Origin of the sequence: Pseudomonas sp. AKS31, from assembly GCF_023634765.1 — a bacterium.
Classification (GTDB): Bacteria; Pseudomonadota; Gammaproteobacteria; order Pseudomonadales; family Pseudomonadaceae; genus Aquipseudomonas.
In genome coordinates, this window is the sequence record NZ_JAMLFX010000022.1 from 17898 (window position 1) to 34183 (window position 16286).

The window sequence follows — 16286 nt, forward strand, 5'->3', positions numbered from 1 at the left end:
CTTCAGCAGTGACAGGGGCTTCTTTATATCGGTTGCAATCAGGTCGCCTGGGATTGCAGGTAGTTCTGGAGACCGATTCGCTTGATCAGGCCCAACTGCTTTTCCAGCCAGTAGGTGTGATCTTCTTCGGTATCGTTGAGCTGAACCCGCAGGATCTCACGGCTGACATAGTCTTTGTGCTGCTCGCACAGCTCGATGCCTTTGCACAGGGCAGCGCGAACTTTGTATTCAAGACGCAGATCCGCCTCAAGCATCTCCGGCACAGTGGTACCGACATCCAGATCATCCGGACGCATGCGCGGCGTGCCTTCCAACATCAGAATCCGGCGCATCAACGCATCAGCGTGACCCGCTTCCTCTTCCATCTCGTGGTTGATTCGCTCGTAGAGCTTGGTGAACCCCCAGTCCTCATACATCCGCGAATGAACGAAATATTGATCACGAGCGGCCAGTTCGCCGGTCAGCAACGTGTTGAGGTAATCGATTACGTCTGGGTGGCCTTGCATCGCCCTACATCTCCCTACTTGAAAGTCTGTAGTTTGAACCAAGCTGACCGGAAGGTCACCCGATTCGCGCAATAAAAGCGAAGATATTCTTAGAAAAGCAGCCTAAATAACGCAAAAACCGCCCAGATGAGGGCGGTTCTGCTTCTCGTTTAGACTTCGTTAAGCTGTACGTTGAGCAGCTTTGCGATTGCTTCTCCATACGCTGGATCGGCTTTGTAGAAATGCTGCAACTGACGATCAACCACATCTGACGAAACACCGCTCATGGCGCCGGCGATATTGCTGACCAGCAAAGCTTTCTGCTCATCGTTCATCAGGCGGAACAGCGCACCTGCATGGCTGTAGTAATCGGTATCTTCGCGGTGATCGTAGCGATCGGCAGCACCGCTCAAGGCCAGTGCAGGTTCAGCGTAACGCGGAGCTTGTTTCGGCGCATCCGTGTAGCTGTTCGGCTCGTAGTTAGGTGCTGCACCACCGTTGCTGCCGAACGCCATCGAGCCATCACGCTGGTAGGTGCTAACCGGGTTGCGTGGTGCATTCACCGGCAACTGCTGGTGGTTTGTACCCACACGGTAGCGGTGGGCATCGGCGTAAGCGAATACACGACCTTGCAGCATGCGATCAGGCGACAGACCGACACCTGGCACCATATTGCTTGGGCCGAACGCGGCTTGCTCGACTTCAGCAAAGTAGTTCTGCGGGTTGCGGTTCAGCTCCAGCTCACCCACTTCGATCAGCGGGAATTCTTTCTGCGACCAGGTTTTGGTGACGTCGAAAGGGTTCTCGTAATGCGCCGCGGCCTGGGCTTCGGTCATGATCTGAATGCACACGCGCCATTTCGGGAAGTCACCGCGCTCGATGGCTTCGAACAGGTCGCGCTGAGCGTAGTCAGGATCAGTGCCCGCCAATCGCGCAGCATCGGCCGGTGCCAGATTCTTTATGCCTTGTTTGGTCTTGTAGTGCCACTTGACCCAGTGACGCTCACCTTGAGCGTTGATCAGGCTGTAGGTATGGCTGCCGAAGCCGTGCATGTGACGGTAGCCGTCGGGGATGCCTCGATCGGAGAACAGAATAGTGACCTGGTGCAGCGCTTCGGGCGAATGCGACCAGAAATCCCACATCATTTGCGCACTTTTCAGGTTGCTTTGCGGCAGGCGTTTTTGCGTGTGGATAAAGTCAGGAAACTTCAGCGGATCACGAATGAAGAACACTGGCGTGTTGTTACCGACGATGTCCCAGTTACCTTCTTCGGTATAGAACTTCAGAGCGAAGCCGCGCGGATCGCGCTCAGTGTCAGCCGAACCACGTTCACCACCAACAGTGGAGAATCGCAAAAAGGTCGGCGTCTGTTTTCCTACCGATTCGAACAGCTTGGCGCTGGTGTACTCGGTGATATCGCGGGTCACGGTGAATGTGCCGTAAGCACCCGAGCCTTTGGCGTGAACACGACGCTCAGGAATGTTTTCACGGTTGAAGTGGGCAAGCTTCTCGATCAGATGAAAGTCGTCGAGCAGCAGCGGGCCACGAGGGCCAGCGGAGCGAGAATTCTGGTTATCAGCGACAGGAGCGCCACTGGCGGTCGTAAGCGTTTTGATCTGGCTCATACGGTCTTCTTCCTCTGTCAGTCTTGAAACTGCCGGCTAATCGGCTTGGAGGGAAGTATCAATCATCCATGTGACAGCCACAAATTCATTAACTTGCGCACATCGATAGATAATTACTAATTATGTTTCCCTGCACATAGTGCCAACAGAGACATGTCAGAAGCTTGTATGAACAGCTCATTTTCTTGCGGGCACAAAAAACCGGGCACTAGGCCCGGTTCTTTGTTTCAGACTGACGTCTTACTCGGCGGATACAGCTTCGCCAGCAGTAGCACGATCAACCAACTCGACGTACGCCATAGGCGCGTTGTCGCCAGCGCGGAAACCGCACTTGAGGATGCGCAGGTAGCCACCCTCACGGGTAGCATAACGCTTGCCCAGGTCGTTAAAGAGCTTACCAACGATAGCTTTCGAACGAGTACGGTCGAAAGCCAGACGGCGGTTAGCCAGGCTGTCTGTCTTGGCCAGAGTGATCAGCGGCTCGGCAACGCGGCGCAGTTCTTTGGCTTTTGGCAGAGTAGTTTTGATCAGCTCGTGCTCGAACAGCGACACCGCCATGTTTTGGAACATGGCCTTGCGGTGCGAGCTGGTGCGGCTCAGGTGACGACCACTTTTACGATGACGCATGGTTCATTCCTTACCAAACACTACGTTCGGTGATTACGACGATCAGGCAGTCGCCTTGTCGTCCTTCTTAAGACTTGCAGGCGGCCAGTTGTCGAGGCGCATGCCGAGGGACAGACCGCGGGAGGCCAGAACGTCCTTGATTTCAGTCAAGGATTTCTTGCCCAGGTTCGGAGTCTTCAACAGCTCTACTTCGGTACGCTGAATCAGGTCACCGATGTAGTAGATGTTTTCCGCCTTAAGGCAGTTAGCCGAACGTACAGTCAGTTCCAGATCGTCAACCGGGCGAAGCAGGATCGGATCGATCTCGTCTTCCTGCTCGACAACCACTGGCTCACTGTCACCCTTGAGGTCGACGAACGCAGCCAACTGCTGTTGCAGGATGGTTGCAGCGCGGCGGATAGCCTCTTCAGGATCCAGAGTACCGTTGGTTTCCAGATCAATAACCAGCTTGTCCAGGTTGGTACGCTGCTCGACACGGGCGTTTTCCACCACGTATGCGATACGGCGAACCGGGCTGAACGAAGAGTCAAGCTGCAAGCGACCGATGCTGCGGCTTTCGTCTTCATCGCTCTGACGCGAGTCGGCTGGTTCATAACCACGACCACGAGCTACGGTGAGCTTCATGTTCAGGGCGCCGTTAGACGCCAGGTTAGCGATTACGTGATCGGGATTAACGATCTCGACATCATGATCCAGCTGAATATCGGCAGCGGTAACCACCCCCGAACCCTTCTTCGACAAGGTCAGCGTAACTTCGTCACGACCGTGCAGCTTGATGGCCAGACCTTTAAGGTTCAACAGGATTTCAATTACGTCTTCCTGTACACCTTCGATGGCGCTGTACTCGTGGAGCACACCGTCAATCTCGGCCTCGACTACTGCGCAGCCGGGCATTGAGGACAACAGGATGCGTCGCAGCGCGTTGCCCAGGGTGTGGCCAAAACCACGCTCGAGAGGCTCGAGAGTGATCTTGGCGCGGGTTGGACTGACAACCTGCACATCAATGTGGCGGGGTGTCAGGAACTCATTTACCGAAATCTGCATGGATGCACCTATTTTCTAGCCCTTACTTGGAGTAGAGCTCGACAATCAGGCTTTCGTTGATGTCGGCGGACAGATCACTGCGAGCAGGAACGTTCTTGAAAACGCCCGACTTCTTCTCAGTGTCTACTTCTACCCATTCTACGCGGCCACGTTGGGCACACAGATCGAGAGCTTGGACAATGCGAAGTTGGTTTTTTGCTTTCTCGCGAACTGCAACCACGTCACCAGCACGAACCTGATACGACGGAACGTTTACGGTCTGACCGTTAACGCTGATCGACTTGTGCGATACCAGCTGACGGGATTCGGCACGAGTCGAACCAAAGCCCATACGGTATACAACGTTGTCCAGACGGCATTCGAGCAGTTGCAGCAGGTTTTCACCGGTTGCACCTTTCTTGCCAGCAGCTTCTTTGTAGTAGCCGCTGAACTGACGCTCGAGAACGCCGTAGATACGACGGACCTTCTGCTTTTCACGCAGTTGGGTGCCGTAATCGGACTGGCGACCGCGGCGTTGGCCGTGGATACCAGGTGCTGCTTCAATGTTGCACTTCGATTCGATCGCGCGCACGCCGCTCTTCAGGAAGAGATCGGTGCCTTCGCGACGAGCGAGTTTGCATTTTGGACCAATGTAACGAGCCATTCTTTACAATCTCCTGGATTACACGCGGCGCTTCTTCGGCGGACGGCACCCGTTGTGCGGGATTGGCGTCACGTCGGTGATGCTGGCGATCTTGTAGCCACAGCCGTTCAAAGCGCGGACTGCGGATTCACGACCTGGACCTGGACCCTTGACGTTAACGTCGAGGTTTTTCAGGCCGTATTCCAGCGCAGCTTGACCAGCACGTTCAGCAGCTACTTGAGCAGCAAACGGGGTGGACTTGCGGGAACCGCGGAAACCCGAACCACCGGAGGTAGCCCAGGAAAGAGCGTTACCTTGACGGTCGGTAATGGTCACGATGGTGTTGTTAAAAGATGCATGGATGTGGGCGATGCCATCAACCACTGTCTTTTTAACTTTTTTACGAGGACGAGCAGCAGGTTTTGCCATGATTAAATTCCTGTCGATTCGCTGGGGCGATTACTTGCGGATCGGCTTACGCGGACCTTTACGGGTACGCGCGTTGGTCTTGGTACGCTGACCGCGTACTGGCAGACCACGACGATGACGCAGACCGCGATAGCAACCGAGGTCCATCAAGCGCTTGATTTTCATGTTGATTTCGCGACGCAGGTCACCTTCAGTGGTGAACTTCGCCACTTCGCCACGCAGCTGTTCAATTTGCTCGTCGCTCAGATCTTTGATCTTTGCTGCTGGGTTTACCCCAGTCACTGCACAGATCTTCTGCGCAGTTGTGCGACCAACACCATAGATGTAGGTCAGCGAGATAACAGTATGCTTGTTATCTGGAATGTTAACGCCTGCAATACGGGCCATTCAGTGGGACTCCAATTGACAGCTACCTACGCCCCGGAAGCCAAGAAATAGGGCGCGAGATAATATCGCTGTAATAACAAATAATCAACCCGGTAGCGCACTAGCTACCGGGCTTGAAGCACAATCACACTCAGCCTTGGCGCTGTTTGTGACGCGGTTCCGCGCTGCAAATTACTCGAACAACACCTTCGCGGCGAATAATCTTGCAGTTACGGCACAGCTTTTTCACCGATGCACGAACTTTCATCACCAACTCCTCGAACCTTATGGGTACTCAGCGCAACATGCCGCTGCCGTAACCCTTCAGGTTGGCTTTCTTCATCAGGGATTCGTACTGGTGCGAAACGAGGTGCGATTGTACTTGGGACATGAAGTCCATCACAACCACGACCACGATCAGCAACGAGGTCCCGCCAAGGTAGAACGGAACGTTTGCTGCAACCACCAGGAACTGGGGCAACAGGCACACGGCCGTCATGTAAAGAGCACCGAACATGGTCAAGCGGGTCAGAACGCCATCAATGTAGCGCGCCGACTGCTCACCTGGACGGATGCCCGGAATAAAGGCACCGGACTTCTTCAGGTTTTCCGCTACGTCTTTCGGATTGAACATCAACGCCGTATAGAAGAAGCAGAAGAAAATAATCCCTGCACTAAACAGCAGAATATTCAACGGCTGACCAGGAGCGATCGACTGCGAGATGTCCTGCAACCAGCCCATACCTTCAGACTGACCGAACCAGGCACCCAACGAAGCCGGGAACAGCAAAATGCTGCTCGCGAAAATAGCCGGAATAACACCGGCCATGTTCACCTTCAACGGTAGGTGGCTAGTCTGCGCAGCAAAAACCTTACGGCCCTGCTGACGCTTGGCGTAGTGAACAGCGATACGACGCTGACCACGCTCAATGAACACCACGAAACCGATAATCGCTACTGCCAGCAAACCGATGGCAACCAAGGCGAAGATGTTGATATCACCCTGACGCGCAGACTCGAAAGACTGCCCGATTGCTCTCGGAAGACCGGCGACGATACCCGAAAAAATCAACATCGAGATACCGTTGCCTACACCACGCTCAGTAATCTGCTCACCCAGCCACATCATGAACATCGCACCAGCCACAAAAGTGGATACCGCGACGAAATGGAAGCCAAAGTCACCAGTGAACGCAACGCCCTGCCCCGCCAGACCAATGGACATGCCAATAGCCTGAACGAGAGCGAGGACGACGGTGCCGTAGCGGGTGTACTGGCTGATCTTGCGACGGCCAGCTTCACCTTCCTTCTTCAACTGCTCCAGCTGCGGGCTGACGGCGGTCATCAGTTGCATGATGATCGATGCCGAAATGTACGGCATGATCCCCAGTGCAAAGATGCTCATCCGTTCCAGCGCGCCGCCGGAGAACATGTTGAACAAGCTAAGAATGGTCCCCTCATTCTGTCGAAACAGGTCTGCGAGTCGGTCCGGGTTGATACCTGGAACCGGGATGTGTGCGCCTATTCGGTAGACGATAATCGCCAGGAACAGAAAACGCAGACGAGCCCAGAGTTCAGACATACCGCCTTTGCCGAGCGCAGAGAGAGCACCTTGCTTAGCCATTTATTCCTCGAACTTGCCGCCAGCTGCTTCGATAGCCGCACGCGCACCTTTGGTGGCGCCGATTCCCTTGCCGATAGTGACAGCGCGAGTCACTTCACCGGACAGCATGATTTTCACACGCTGTACGTTGACGTTGATCACGTTGGCATCTTTCAGGGACTGCACGGTGACGATGTCGCCTTCCACTTTAGCCAGCTCGGACAGACGCACTTCTGCGCGGTCCATGGCTTTCAGGGAAACGAAACCGAACTTCGGCAGGCGACGATGCAGCGGCTGTTGACCGCCTTCAAAGCCTGGAGCAATGGTGCCACCGGAGCGGGAGGTCTGACCTTTGTGACCACGGCCACCAGTCTTACCCAAACCGCTACCGATACCACGGCCCGGACGATGCTTTTCGCGACGGGAACCCGGCGCTGGACTCAGATCATTGAGTTTCATCGATTAACCCTCGACACGCAGCATGTAGTAAGCCTTGTTGATCATCCCGCGATTCTCGGGAGTATCCTGGACTTCTACAGTGTGACCGATGCGACGCAGACCCAGACCCTTAACGCACAGTTTGTGGTTAGGGATGCGGCCGGTCATGCTTTTGATCAGCGTTACTTTAACGGTAGCCATGATCAGAAGATCTCCTTAACGCTTTTGCCACGCTTGGCGGCAATGGATTCAGGAGACTGCATAGCTTTCAAACCTTTGAAAGTGGCGTGAACCACGTTTACCGGGTTAGTCGAGCCGTAGCATTTGGCCAGAACGTTCTGAACGCCAGCAACTTCGAGGACAGCACGCATAGCGCCGCCAGCGATGATACCGGTACCTTCAGAAGCAGGCTGCATGTACACCTTCGAAGCGCCGTGAGCGGACTTCATTGCGTACTGCAGAGTGGTGCCGTTCAGATCAACTTGGATCATGTTGCGGCGAGCAGCTTCCATTGCCTTCTGGATCGCAGCAGGCACTTCACGCGACTTGCCACGGCCGAAGCCAACACGCCCTTTACCATCACCAACCACGGTCAACGCGGTGAAAGTGAAGATACGGCCGCCTTTAACGGTTTTGGCTACGCGGTTAACTTGAACCAGCTTCTCAATGTAGCCTTCGTCGCGCTTTTGGTCGTTATTTGACATAACTTAGAACTCCAGCCCAGCTTCACGAGCAGCATCAGCCAGCGCTTTAACGCGGCCGTGGTACTTGAAGCCAGAGCGGTCGAAAGCCACTTGCGAGACGCCAGCGGCCTTAGCACGCGTAGCGACCAGCTGGCCAACCTTTGTGGCCGCGTCGATGTTGCCAGTGGCGCCATCACGCAGTTCTTTATCCAAAGTCGAGGCGCTTGCCAGGACTTTGTTGCCGTCGGCCGAGATGACCTGGGCGTAGATGTGCTGCGACGAGCGGAACACGCAGAGACGCACGACTTCGAGTTCGTGCATTTTCAGGCGTGCTTTGCGAGCGCGACGCAGTCGAGTAACTTTTTTGTCGGTCATTTGCTATGCCCTACTTCTTCTTGGCTTCTTTACGACGGACGACTTCGTCCGCGTAGCGCACACCTTTGCCTTTGTACGGCTCTGGTGGACGGAAGTCGCGGATCTCAGCGGCCACTTGACCTACCAGCTGCTTGTCGATGCCCTTGATCAGGATATCGGTCTGGCTAGGAGTCTCAGCGGTGATGCCTTCCGGCAGTTCGTAATCCACTGGGTGCGAGAAGCCAAGGGCCAGGTTCAGAACCGTGCCTTTTGCTTGCGCCTTGTAACCAACACCGACCAGCTGGAGCTTGCGCTCGAAGCCTTGGCTTACGCCTTGGACCATATTGTTTACCAACGCACGCGTGGTACCGGCCATTGCGCGAGTTTGTTGATCGCCATTGCGAGCAGCGAAACGCAGCTCACCAGCTTCTTCAACGATCTCAACGGACGAATGGATGTTCAGTTCAAGAGTACCCTTGGCACCCTTCACCGAAAGCTGTTGGCCTGCGAATTTTACTTCGACACCGGCTGGCAGCTTAACGGGGTTCTTAGCGACGCGAGACATGCTTATCCCCCCTTAGAACACAGTGCAAAGAACTTCGCCGCCGACACCGGCAGCGCGCGCAGCACGATCCGTCATCACACCTTTGTTGGTGGAGACGATAGACACGCCAAGACCGCCACGAACTTTCGGCAGATCTTCAACGGACTTGTACTGACGCAGGCCTGGACGACTAACGCGCTTCACTTCTTCGATAACCGGACGGCCTTCGAAGTACTTCAGCTCGATGGACAACGACGGCTTAGCGTCGGTGGTGATCTGAAAATCCGCGATGTAACCTTCGTCCTTCAGGACTTTTGCTACAGCCACCTTCAGCGTGGAAGACGGCATGCTTACGACAGACTTTTCAGCCATCTGGGCATTACGGATTCGAGTTAGCATGTCCGCTAACGGGTCCTGCATACTCATGGGCTAGACGCTCCTAATACAGAAAAATTAGCCTTGCGGCTACTACTTTTCGCCGAGAACTTCCGGGCATGAAAAACACGGGCTCAGGCGAGCCGGTCATTCTAGACACACCCCAGAAATGAATCAAGCCCCAAAAGGGGCTTGATTCAGATTCAAGGCCACCGATGGTCAGGTTCTTGCGAACCCGAACATCGAGACTTTGACAGCAATTACCAGCTGGCTTTAACCAGACCTGGTACGTCACCACGCATTGCAGCTTCACGCAGCTTGTTACGGCCAAGGCCGAACTTGCGGTAAACGCCGTGCGGACGACCAGTCAGGCGGCAACGGTTACGCATGCGCGAGGCGCTTGCGTCACGTGGTTGCTTCTGCAGCGCTACGGTAGCTTCCCAACGCGCTTCTGGACTTGCGTTCAGATCAACGATGATAGCTTTCAGCGCTGCACGCTTGGTGGCGTACTTGGCAACAGTGAGCTGACGCTTCAGCTCACGGTTTTTCATGCTCTTCTTGGCCATTTTCCTACTCCAATCAGTTGCGGAACGGGAATTTGAAAGCACGCAGCAGAGCGCGGCCTTCATCATCGTTCTTGGCAGTGGTGGTCAGGGTAATGTCCAGACCGCGGAGAGCATCGATCTTGTCGTAGTCGATTTCCGGGAAAATGATCTGCTCTTTCACGCCCATGCTGTAGTTACCACGACCATCGAAGGACTTGGCATTCAGGCCGCGGAAGTCGCGAACCCGAGGCAGGGAGATCGACAGCAGACGATCCAGGAACTCATACATACGCTCACGGCGCAGGGTCACTTTGACGCCGATCGGCCATCCTTCGCGGACTTTAAAGCCAGCGATGGATTTCCGAGCGTAGGTCACAACGACTTTCTGGCCGGTGATCTTTTCCAGGTCAGCAACAGCGTGCTCGATGACTTTTTTGTCGCCGATCGCTTCGCCCAGACCCATGTTCAGGGTGATTTTTGTAACGCGCGGAACTTCCATCACGTTCGAAAGCTTAAGTTCTTCCTTAAGTTTCGGAGCGATTTCCTTCCGGTAAATCTCTTTTAGTCGTGCCATGGTCTTCTACCTAGCAGTGTTCAAGCATCAACCGCTTTTTGGGTCGACTTGAAGACACGAATTTTCTTACCGTCTTCTACTTTGAAACCAACGCGGTCAGCCTTGTTGGTTTCGCCGTTGAAGATGGCGACGTTGGAAGCGTGCAGTGGCGCTTCTTTCTCGACGATACCGCCCTGTACGCCCGACATCGGGTTAGGCTTGGTATGACGCTTGACCAGGTTCAGACCACCAACAACCAGACGGTTGTCAGCAAGAACCTTCAGCACCTTACCGCGCTTACCTTTGTCTTTGCCGGCGATCACGATGATCTCGTCGTCACGACGAATCTTTTGCATGTCGGATCTCCTTACAGCACTTCTGGGGCGAGCGAGACGATCTTCATGAACTTCTCAGTACGAAGTTCACGGGTCACTGGCCCAAAGATACGGGTGCCGATCGGCTCTTGCTTGTTGTTCAGAAGAACAGCAGCGTTGCCATCAAAGCGGATAATGGAGCCATCAGCACGACGTACGCCGTGACGAGTGCGGACTACAACAGCAGTCATCACTTGGCCTTTTTTCACTTTACCGCGAGGAATTGCTTCCTTAACGGTAACTTTGATGATGTCACCGATACCAGCGTAACGACGATGGGAGCCACCCAGCACCTTGATGCACATAACACGGCGAGCGCCGCTGTTATCGGCCACATCGAGCATGGATTGAGTCTGAATCATATAATTTCTCCGACCCCTAGCCCTTAGACTTCCACAGCGCGTTCGAGAACATCAACCAGCGCCCAAGACTTGGTCTTGGCCATCGGACGAGTTTCACGAATAGTGACTTTGTCGCCGATGTGGCACTGATTGGTTTCGTCGTGCGCGTGCAGCTTAGTCGAACGCTTAACGTATTTACCGTAGATCGGGTGCTTTACGCGACGCTCGATCAGAACGGTGATGGTTTTGTCCATCTTGTCGCTGACAACACGGCCAGTCAGCGTACGGACAGTTTTTTCGGCTTCAGCCATGATCACTTACCTGCCTGCTGGTTGAGCACAGTCTTCACGCGAGCGATGTCACGCTTAACTTGCGAGAGCAGATGAGACTGCCCCAACTGGCCAGTTGCTTTCTGCATGCGCAGATTGAACTGGTCGCGCAGCAAGCCGAGCAGTTGCTCGTTCAGCTGCTGTGCGGATTTTTCACGAAGTTCATTCGCTTTCATCACATCACCGTCCGTTTAACAAAGGAGGTGGCGAGCGGCAGCTTTGCAGCAGCCAGGGCGAAAGCCTCACGCGCCAGCTCTTCAGAAACACCCTCGATTTCATACAGGACTTTACCTGGCTGAATCTGGGCAACCCAGTACTCCACGTTACCCTTACCTTTACCCATACGAACCTCGAGAGGTTTTTTGGAGATCGGCTTGTCCGGGAATACACGGATCCAGATCTTGCCGCCACGTTTTACGTGACGGGTCAGAGCACGACGCGCTGACTCGATCTGACGAGCGGTGAGACGACCACGAGCAACAGACTTCAGCGCGAACTCGCCGAAGCTGACTTTGCTACCGCGCAGTGCCAGACCACGGTTGTGGCCGGTCATCTGCTTGCGGAACTTCGTACGCTTTGGTTGCAACATTTGGCGTACCCCTTACTTAGCAGCTTTTTTACGAGGCGCTGGTGCTTGTGGTTTCAGTTCTTCTTGGCGACCACCAATAACTTCGCCTTTGAAGATCCAAACCTTTACACCGATCACACCGTAAGTGGTGTGAGCTTCGTAGTTGGCATAGTCGATGTCGGCACGCAGGGTGTGCAATGGCACACGACCTTCGCGATACCATTCAGTACGTGCGATTTCAGCACCGCCGAGACGACCGCTCACTTGGATTTTGATGCCTTTGGCACCAATGCGCATGGCGTTCTGTACTGCGCGCTTCATAGCGCGACGGAACATTACGCGACGCTCCAGCTGCTGAGCTACGCTCTGCGCAACCAGCATACCGTCGAGCTCCGGCTTGCGGATCTCTTCGATATTGATGTGCACAGGCACACCCATTTGCTTGGTCAGGTCCTGACGCAGTTTCTCAACATCTTCACCTTTCTTCCCGATAACGATACCTGGACGAGCGGTGTGGATGGTGATGCGTGCAGTTTGGGCCGGACGATGGATATCGATACGGCTTACGGACGCGCTTTTTAGTTTGTCTTGGAGATACTCACGCACTTTCAGATCTGCGAACAAGTAGTCCGCATAAGTCCGACCGTCTGCGTACCAGACGGAGGTGTGCTCCTTGACGATTCCCAGGCGAATGCCAATGGGATGTACTTTCTGACCCATCTCTTCGACTCCGTTACTTGTCAGCAACCTTGACAGTGATATGGCAAGACCGCTTGACGATGCGATCAGCACGGCCTTTGGCACGTGGCATGATGCGCTTCAGCGAACGCCCTTCGTTGACGAAAACGGTGCTGACCTTCAGGTCATCAACGTCTGCGCCTTCGTTATGCTCGGCGTTGGCTACGGCCGACTCCAGCACTTTCTTCATGATCTCGGCGGCTTTCTTACTGCTGAAAGCCAACAGGTTGAGCGCTTCGCCCACCTTCTTCCCGCGGATCTGGTCGGCGACCAAGCGGGCTTTCTGGGCGGAGATTCGAGCGCCCGACAACTTAGCGGCTACTTCCATTTCCTTACCCCTTAACGCTTGGCTTTCTTGTCAGCCACGTGCCCGCGATAGTTGCGGGTACCGGCGAACTCGCCCAGTTTGTGGCCGACCATGTCTTCGTTAACGAGAACTGGGACGTGCTGACGACCGTTGTGTACTGCGATGGTCAGACCGACCATTTGTGGCAGGATCATCGAACGACGCGACCAGGTTTTAATTGGTTTGCGATCGTTCTTTTCCGCCGCCACTTCGATCTTCTTCAGTAGGTGAAGATCAATAAAAGGACCTTTTTTCAGAGAACGTGGCACTGTCGTATCCCTCTATTTACTTGCGACGACGGACGATCATTTTGTCGGTACGCTTATTACCACGAGTCTTCGCGCCCTTAGTCGGGAAGCCCCATGGCGATACCGGATGACGACCACCAGAGGTACGACCTTCACCACCACCATGTGGGTGGTCAACCGGGTTCATGGCAACACCACGAACGGTTGGGCGAACGCCACGCCAGCGTTTGGCACCAGCTTTACCCAGCGAACGCAGGCTGTGCTCGGAGTTCGAGACTTCACCCAGGGTCGCACGGCATTCAGCCAGGACTTTACGCATTTCACCGGAACGCAGACGCAGGGTCACGTAGACACCTTCACGAGCGATCAGCTGAGCCGAAGCACCAGCGGAACGAGCGATCTGTGCACCTTTACCTGGCTTCAATTCGATGCCGTGTACGGTAGAACCGACTGGAATGTTGCGCAGTTGCAGAGCGTTGCCTGGCTTGATTGGAGCCAGAGCGCCTGCGATCAGCTGGTCGCCAGCACTCACGCCTTTAGGGGCGATGATGTAGCGGCGCTCGCCGTCTGCGTAGCAGAGCAGTGCGATGTGAGCAGTACGGTTTGGATCGTATTCGATACGCTCGACAGTGGCGACGATGCCATCTTTGTCGTTACGACGAAAATCGACCATACGGTAATGCTGCTTATGACCACCACCGATGTGACGAGTGGTAATACGGCCATTGTTGTTACGACCACCAGTCTTCGATTTTTTCTCGAGCAGCGGTGCGTGAGGAGCGCCTTTATGCAGCTCCTGGTTGACCACCTTGACCACAAAACGGCGGCCAGGGGAAGTCGGTTTGCATTTAACGATTGCCATGATGCACCCCTTCCTTACTCAGCACTGCTGCTGAAATCGAGATCTTGGCCTGGCTGAAGGGAGATAACTGCCTTCTTCCAGTCATTACGCTTGCCCAGACCGCGAGCAGTGCGCTTGCTCTTACCCAGAACATTCAGGGTAGTGACGCGCTCTACTTTCACGCTGAACAGGCTTTCGACGGCCTTCTTGATTTCCAGCTTGGTTGCATCAGTAGCAACCTTGAAAACGAACTGGCCTTTCTTGTCTGCCAGAACCGTAGCCTTCTCGGAAACGTGCGGGCCAAGCAGAACTTTAAATACGCGTTCCTGGTTCATCCCAGCAGCTCCTCGAATTTCTTCACGGCCGACACAGTGATCAACACCTTGTCGTATGCGATCAGACTAACTGGATCGGAACCTTGAACGTCACGTACATCTACGTGCGGCAGGTTACGAGCAGCCAGGTACAGGTTCTGATCAACAGCGTCCGACACGATGAGAACATCGGTCAGGCTCATGTTGTTCAGCTTGCCCAGCAGATCTTTGGTTTTCGGAGTTTCAACAGCGAAATCCTGAACCACGACCAGACGATCAGTACGCACCAGCTCAGCAAGGATGGAACGCATTGCTGCGCGATACATCTTCTTGTTCAGCTTCTGGGAGTGATCCTGAGGACGAGCTGCGAAAGTGGTACCGCCGCCACGCCAGATTGGGCTACGGATAGTACCGGCACGAGCACGGCCAGTACCTTTCTGACGCCATGGGCGCTTGCCGCCACCACGAACGTCGGAACGGGTCTTCTGCTGCTTGCTACCTTGACGGCCGCCAGCCATGTAGGCCACGACTGCTTGGTGAACCAGCGTCTCGTTGAATTCGCCGCCAAATGTCAGTTCGGAAACTTCGATCGCTTGAGCGTCATTTACATTTAATTGCATGTCAGCTTCCCCTTAACCGCGAGCCTTGGCTGCTGGACGTACAACCAGGTTGCCGCCAGTAGCGCCAGGAACAGCGCCCTTGACCAACAACAGATTGCGTTCAGCGTCCACGCGCACTACTTCCAGGGACTGCACGGTCACGCGCTCAGCGCCCATATGACCGGACATTTTTTTGCCCTTGAATACACGACCAGGAGTCTGGCACTGGCCGATAGAGCCTGGGACGCGGTGGGATACGGAGTTACCGTGGGTGTTATCTTGCCCGCGGAAATTCCAACGCTTGATCGTACCCTGAAAGCCTTTACCTTTGGACTGACCGGTTACATCAACCAGTTGACCAGCGGCGAAGATTTCAGCGTTGATCAGATCGCCAGCCTGGTACTCGCCTTCTTCAAGACGGAATTCCATGGTGGTGCGACCAGCGGCAACGTTCGCCTTAGCGAAGTGGCCAGCTTGAGCTGCTGTTACACGCGAAGCACGACGCTCGCCGACAGTGACTTGCACTGCACGATAGCCATCGGTCTCTTCAGTTTTGAACTGGGTGACGCGATTCGGCTCGATCTCAATGACCGTGACCGGAATGGAGACACCTTCTTCGGTGAAAATACGGGTCATACCGCATTTACGACCGACTACACCAATAGTCATGTTGTAAACCTCATGAGTGTACGGGGCTTTCACCCGCTATGGCCGCCCATTTCAGAGCGTTACACGACTAAGACCGAGTCTTAGCCGAGGCTGATCTGCACTTCCACACCGGCCGCAAGATCAAGCTTCATAAGAGCATCAACGGTTTTATCCGTTGGCTGGACGATGTCCAGAACGCGCTTATGAGTGCGGATTTCGTACTGGTCACGCGCGTCTTTGTTGACGTGCGGGGAAACCAGAACGGTGAACCGCTCTTTACGGGTAGGCAGTGGAATTGGACCACGCACTTGAGCACCAGTACGTTTCGCGGTTTCCACGATTTCCTGGGTTGATTGGTCGATCAGGCGATGGTCGAAAGCCTTCAACCTGATACGGATTTGCTGATTTTGCATTGGATTTCAGACTCCGGCTGCTATTCCCACCGGGCGCAATACGCCCGTTAAAAGGAGGCGCAATTCTATAGACGCCCCAGATAGGTGTCAACCCAATAAAAAAGCCCCCGCTGAGCGGGGGCTTTTTCAATCCATCAAGCAGACTCTATAAAAGAGATTACTCAATGATTTTGGCTACGACGCCAGCGCCGACGGTACGACCGCCTTCACGGATAGCGAAACGCAGACCGTCTT

31 protein-coding genes are annotated in these 16286 nt (G+C 54.6%); all 31 read right to left on the reverse strand.

The features are described from left to right. Positions 1–38: 38 nt before the first annotated feature. Positions 39–506, reverse strand: coding sequence for a bacterioferritin (bfr, locus tag M9827_RS26780; protein ID WP_250608195.1), 468 nt, complete (start codon positions 504–506; stop codon positions 39–41). Positions 507–655: 149 nt separating this feature from the next. Continuing rightward, positions 656–2110 carry a catalase gene (locus M9827_RS26785; RefSeq protein ID WP_250608196.1) on the reverse strand — a complete coding sequence of 485 codons (1455 nt, stop codon included), beginning with the start codon at positions 2108–2110 and terminating at the stop codon, positions 656–658. Between the two features lie 240 nt (positions 2111–2350). Beyond that, a complete protein-coding gene (gene rplQ, locus M9827_RS26790; RefSeq protein ID WP_003176402.1) occupies positions 2351–2737 on the reverse strand; it encodes a 50S ribosomal protein L17 in 387 nt (128 codons plus the stop codon). A 42-nt stretch (positions 2738–2779) separates the two neighbouring features. Next, positions 2780–3781 (reverse strand): DNA-directed RNA polymerase subunit alpha, encoded by a 1002-nt coding sequence (locus tag M9827_RS26795; RefSeq protein WP_003186012.1) that lies wholly within the window; start codon positions 3779–3781, stop codon positions 2780–2782. A 22-nt stretch (positions 3782–3803) separates the two neighbouring features. Continuing rightward, positions 3804–4424 carry a 30S ribosomal protein S4 gene (gene rpsD / locus M9827_RS26800; RefSeq protein WP_003176404.1) on the reverse strand — a complete coding sequence of 207 codons (621 nt, stop codon included), beginning with the start codon at positions 4422–4424 and terminating at the stop codon, positions 3804–3806. 18 nt (positions 4425–4442) lie between these two features. Further along, positions 4443–4832: a 30S ribosomal protein S11 gene (rpsK, locus tag M9827_RS26805; protein ID WP_002555466.1), complete on the reverse strand. Its 390-nt coding sequence runs from the start codon at positions 4830–4832 to the stop codon at positions 4443–4445. A gap of 30 nt (positions 4833–4862) precedes the next feature. Further along, positions 4863–5219 (reverse strand): 30S ribosomal protein S13, encoded by a 357-nt coding sequence (gene rpsM, locus M9827_RS26810; RefSeq protein ID WP_003186020.1) that lies wholly within the window; start codon positions 5217–5219, stop codon positions 4863–4865. 130 nt (positions 5220–5349) lie between these two features. Then, positions 5350–5466, reverse strand: coding sequence for a 50S ribosomal protein L36 (gene rpmJ / locus M9827_RS26815; RefSeq protein ID WP_002555468.1), 117 nt, complete (start codon positions 5464–5466; stop codon positions 5350–5352). Positions 5467–5493: 27 nt separating this feature from the next. Further along, a complete protein-coding gene (gene secY / locus M9827_RS26820) occupies positions 5494–6822 on the reverse strand; it encodes a preprotein translocase subunit SecY (protein WP_003228718.1) in 1329 nt (442 codons plus the stop codon). Then, entirely contained in the window at positions 6823–7260 is a 438-nt protein-coding gene (gene rplO, locus M9827_RS26825) for a 50S ribosomal protein L15 (RefSeq protein ID WP_003228720.1), read from the reverse strand. Between the two features lie 3 nt (positions 7261–7263). After that, a complete protein-coding gene (gene rpmD / locus M9827_RS26830; RefSeq protein WP_003176408.1) occupies positions 7264–7440 on the reverse strand; it encodes a 50S ribosomal protein L30 in 177 nt (58 codons plus the stop codon). Between the two features lie 2 nt (positions 7441–7442). Then, a complete protein-coding gene (gene rpsE, locus M9827_RS26835) occupies positions 7443–7943 on the reverse strand; it encodes a 30S ribosomal protein S5 (protein ID WP_003186035.1) in 501 nt (166 codons plus the stop codon). A gap of 3 nt (positions 7944–7946) precedes the next feature. Beyond that, a complete protein-coding gene (rplR, locus tag M9827_RS26840) occupies positions 7947–8297 on the reverse strand; it encodes a 50S ribosomal protein L18 (protein WP_003186037.1) in 351 nt (116 codons plus the stop codon). A 10-nt stretch (positions 8298–8307) separates the two neighbouring features. After that, complete coding sequence (gene rplF / locus M9827_RS26845) at positions 8308–8841, reverse strand: 50S ribosomal protein L6 (protein ID WP_003176412.1); 534 nt, start codon at positions 8839–8841, stop codon at positions 8308–8310. A gap of 12 nt (positions 8842–8853) precedes the next feature. After that, complete coding sequence (gene rpsH / locus M9827_RS26850; protein ID WP_007918458.1) at positions 8854–9246, reverse strand: 30S ribosomal protein S8; 393 nt, start codon at positions 9244–9246, stop codon at positions 8854–8856. Positions 9247–9455: 209 nt separating this feature from the next. Further along, positions 9456–9761 (reverse strand): 30S ribosomal protein S14, encoded by a 306-nt coding sequence (gene rpsN, locus M9827_RS26855; RefSeq protein ID WP_003228726.1) that lies wholly within the window; start codon positions 9759–9761, stop codon positions 9456–9458. Between the two features lie 13 nt (positions 9762–9774). Further along, positions 9775–10314 carry a 50S ribosomal protein L5 gene (gene rplE, locus M9827_RS26860; RefSeq protein ID WP_003210069.1) on the reverse strand — a complete coding sequence of 180 codons (540 nt, stop codon included), beginning with the start codon at positions 10312–10314 and terminating at the stop codon, positions 9775–9777. Positions 10315–10334: 20 nt separating this feature from the next. Next, positions 10335–10649, reverse strand: a complete 315-nt coding sequence (gene rplX, locus M9827_RS26865; protein WP_003186046.1) for a 50S ribosomal protein L24 — start codon at positions 10647–10649, stop codon at positions 10335–10337. An 11-nt stretch (positions 10650–10660) separates the two neighbouring features. Beyond that, positions 10661–11029, reverse strand: a complete 369-nt coding sequence (gene rplN / locus M9827_RS26870) for a 50S ribosomal protein L14 (RefSeq protein WP_002555479.1) — start codon at positions 11027–11029, stop codon at positions 10661–10663. A 23-nt stretch (positions 11030–11052) separates the two neighbouring features. Then, positions 11053–11319 carry a 30S ribosomal protein S17 gene (gene rpsQ / locus M9827_RS26875; RefSeq protein WP_003194644.1) on the reverse strand — a complete coding sequence of 89 codons (267 nt, stop codon included), beginning with the start codon at positions 11317–11319 and terminating at the stop codon, positions 11053–11055. A gap of 2 nt (positions 11320–11321) precedes the next feature. Then, positions 11322–11513, reverse strand: coding sequence for a 50S ribosomal protein L29 (gene rpmC, locus M9827_RS26880; RefSeq protein WP_002555481.1), 192 nt, complete (start codon positions 11511–11513; stop codon positions 11322–11324). Then, a complete protein-coding gene (gene rplP, locus M9827_RS26885; protein WP_003228729.1) occupies positions 11513–11926 on the reverse strand; it encodes a 50S ribosomal protein L16 in 414 nt (137 codons plus the stop codon). The genes rpmC and rplP overlap by 1 nt, the downstream gene beginning before the upstream one ends. Positions 11927–11938: 12 nt before the next feature. Further along, entirely contained in the window at positions 11939–12625 is a 687-nt protein-coding gene (gene rpsC / locus M9827_RS26890) for a 30S ribosomal protein S3 (RefSeq protein WP_003176422.1), read from the reverse strand. 13 nt (positions 12626–12638) lie between these two features. After that, positions 12639–12971 (reverse strand): 50S ribosomal protein L22, encoded by a 333-nt coding sequence (gene rplV / locus M9827_RS26895; RefSeq protein WP_003103908.1) that lies wholly within the window; start codon positions 12969–12971, stop codon positions 12639–12641. A gap of 11 nt (positions 12972–12982) precedes the next feature. Continuing rightward, a complete protein-coding gene (gene rpsS / locus M9827_RS26900; RefSeq protein ID WP_011336172.1) occupies positions 12983–13258 on the reverse strand; it encodes a 30S ribosomal protein S19 in 276 nt (91 codons plus the stop codon). 16 nt (positions 13259–13274) lie between these two features. Then, positions 13275–14099: a 50S ribosomal protein L2 gene (rplB, locus tag M9827_RS26905; protein WP_003228734.1), complete on the reverse strand. Its 825-nt coding sequence runs from the start codon at positions 14097–14099 to the stop codon at positions 13275–13277. A 14-nt stretch (positions 14100–14113) separates the two neighbouring features. Further along, a complete protein-coding gene (rplW, locus tag M9827_RS26910) occupies positions 14114–14413 on the reverse strand; it encodes a 50S ribosomal protein L23 (protein WP_002555488.1) in 300 nt (99 codons plus the stop codon). Then, complete coding sequence (gene rplD / locus M9827_RS26915) at positions 14410–15012, reverse strand: 50S ribosomal protein L4 (RefSeq protein WP_003228735.1); 603 nt, start codon at positions 15010–15012, stop codon at positions 14410–14412. The genes rplW and rplD overlap by 4 nt, the downstream gene beginning before the upstream one ends. A gap of 12 nt (positions 15013–15024) precedes the next feature. Beyond that, positions 15025–15660, reverse strand: a complete 636-nt coding sequence (gene rplC, locus M9827_RS26920; protein WP_003228738.1) for a 50S ribosomal protein L3 — start codon at positions 15658–15660, stop codon at positions 15025–15027. A gap of 80 nt (positions 15661–15740) precedes the next feature. Next, a complete protein-coding gene (rpsJ, locus tag M9827_RS26925) occupies positions 15741–16052 on the reverse strand; it encodes a 30S ribosomal protein S10 (protein WP_003186070.1) in 312 nt (103 codons plus the stop codon). Positions 16053–16209: 157 nt separating this feature from the next. Continuing rightward, the coding region (locus M9827_RS26930; RefSeq protein ID WP_223268883.1) for an EF-Tu C-terminal domain-related protein at positions 16210–16286 on the reverse strand (77 nt) is incomplete at its 5' end.

What these genes read in the sequence shown, in the direction of transcription:
- bfr (WP_250608195.1), bottom strand. Translation starts at nt 506, where the DNA reads ATGCAAGGCCACCCAGACGTAATCGATTACCTCAACACGTTGCTGACC.
- M9827_RS26785 (WP_250608196.1), bottom strand. Translation starts at nt 2,110, where the DNA reads ATGAGCCAGATCAAAACGCTTACGACCGCCAGTGGCGCTCCTGTCGCT.
- rplQ (WP_003176402.1), bottom strand. Translation starts at nt 2,737, where the DNA reads ATGCGTCATCGTAAAAGTGGTCGTCACCTGAGCCGCACCAGCTCGCAC.
- M9827_RS26795 (WP_003186012.1), bottom strand. Translation starts at nt 3,781, where the DNA reads ATGCAGATTTCGGTAAATGAGTTCCTGACACCCCGCCACATTGATGTG.
- rpsD (WP_003176404.1), bottom strand. Translation starts at nt 4,424, where the DNA reads ATGGCTCGTTACATTGGTCCAAAATGCAAACTCGCTCGTCGCGAAGGC.
- rpsK (WP_002555466.1), bottom strand. Translation starts at nt 4,832, where the DNA reads ATGGCAAAACCTGCTGCTCGTCCTCGTAAAAAAGTTAAAAAGACAGTG.
- rpsM (WP_003186020.1), bottom strand. Translation starts at nt 5,219, where the DNA reads ATGGCCCGTATTGCAGGCGTTAACATTCCAGATAACAAGCATACTGTT.
- rpmJ (WP_002555468.1), bottom strand. Translation starts at nt 5,466, where the DNA reads ATGAAAGTTCGTGCATCGGTGAAAAAGCTGTGCCGTAACTGCAAGATT.
- secY (WP_003228718.1), bottom strand. Translation starts at nt 6,822, where the DNA reads ATGGCTAAGCAAGGTGCTCTCTCTGCGCTCGGCAAAGGCGGTATGTCT.
- rplO (WP_003228720.1), bottom strand. Translation starts at nt 7,260, where the DNA reads ATGAAACTCAATGATCTGAGTCCAGCGCCGGGTTCCCGTCGCGAAAAG.
- rpmD (WP_003176408.1), bottom strand. Translation starts at nt 7,440, where the DNA reads ATGGCTACCGTTAAAGTAACGCTGATCAAAAGCATGACCGGCCGCATC.
- rpsE (WP_003186035.1), bottom strand. Translation starts at nt 7,943, where the DNA reads ATGTCAAATAACGACCAAAAGCGCGACGAAGGCTACATTGAGAAGCTG.
- rplR (WP_003186037.1), bottom strand. Translation starts at nt 8,297, where the DNA reads ATGACCGACAAAAAAGTTACTCGACTGCGTCGCGCTCGCAAAGCACGC.
- rplF (WP_003176412.1), bottom strand. Translation starts at nt 8,841, where the DNA reads ATGTCTCGCGTCGCTAAGAACCCCGTTAAGCTGCCAGCCGGTGTCGAA.
- rpsH (WP_007918458.1), bottom strand. Translation starts at nt 9,246, where the DNA reads ATGAGTATGCAGGACCCGTTAGCGGACATGCTAACTCGAATCCGTAAT.
- rpsN (WP_003228726.1), bottom strand. Translation starts at nt 9,761, where the DNA reads ATGGCCAAGAAGAGCATGAAAAACCGTGAGCTGAAGCGTCAGCTCACT.
- rplE (WP_003210069.1), bottom strand. Translation starts at nt 10,314, where the DNA reads ATGGCACGACTAAAAGAGATTTACCGGAAGGAAATCGCTCCGAAACTT.
- rplX (WP_003186046.1), bottom strand. Translation starts at nt 10,649, where the DNA reads ATGCAAAAGATTCGTCGTGACGACGAGATCATCGTGATCGCCGGCAAA.
- rplN (WP_002555479.1), bottom strand. Translation starts at nt 11,029, where the DNA reads ATGATTCAGACTCAATCCATGCTCGATGTGGCCGATAACAGCGGCGCT.
- rpsQ (WP_003194644.1), bottom strand. Translation starts at nt 11,319, where the DNA reads ATGGCTGAAGCCGAAAAAACTGTCCGTACGCTGACTGGCCGTGTTGTC.
- rpmC (WP_002555481.1), bottom strand. Translation starts at nt 11,513, where the DNA reads ATGAAAGCGAATGAACTTCGTGAAAAATCCGCACAGCAGCTGAACGAG.
- rplP (WP_003228729.1), bottom strand. Translation starts at nt 11,926, where the DNA reads ATGTTGCAACCAAAGCGTACGAAGTTCCGCAAGCAGATGACCGGCCAC.
- rpsC (WP_003176422.1), bottom strand. Translation starts at nt 12,625, where the DNA reads ATGGGTCAGAAAGTACATCCCATTGGCATTCGCCTGGGAATCGTCAAG.
- rplV (WP_003103908.1), bottom strand. Translation starts at nt 12,971, where the DNA reads ATGGAAGTAGCCGCTAAGTTGTCGGGCGCTCGAATCTCCGCCCAGAAA.
- rplB (WP_003228734.1), bottom strand. Translation starts at nt 14,099, where the DNA reads ATGGCAATCGTTAAATGCAAACCGACTTCCCCTGGCCGCCGTTTTGTG.
- rplW (WP_002555488.1), bottom strand. Translation starts at nt 14,413, where the DNA reads ATGAACCAGGAACGCGTATTTAAAGTTCTGCTTGGCCCGCACGTTTCC.
- rplD (WP_003228735.1), bottom strand. Translation starts at nt 15,012, where the DNA reads ATGCAATTAAATGTAAATGACGCTCAAGCGATCGAAGTTTCCGAACTG.
- rplC (WP_003228738.1), bottom strand. Translation starts at nt 15,660, where the DNA reads ATGACTATTGGTGTAGTCGGTCGTAAATGCGGTATGACCCGTATTTTC.
- rpsJ (WP_003186070.1), bottom strand. Translation starts at nt 16,052, where the DNA reads ATGCAAAATCAGCAAATCCGTATCAGGTTGAAGGCTTTCGACCATCGC.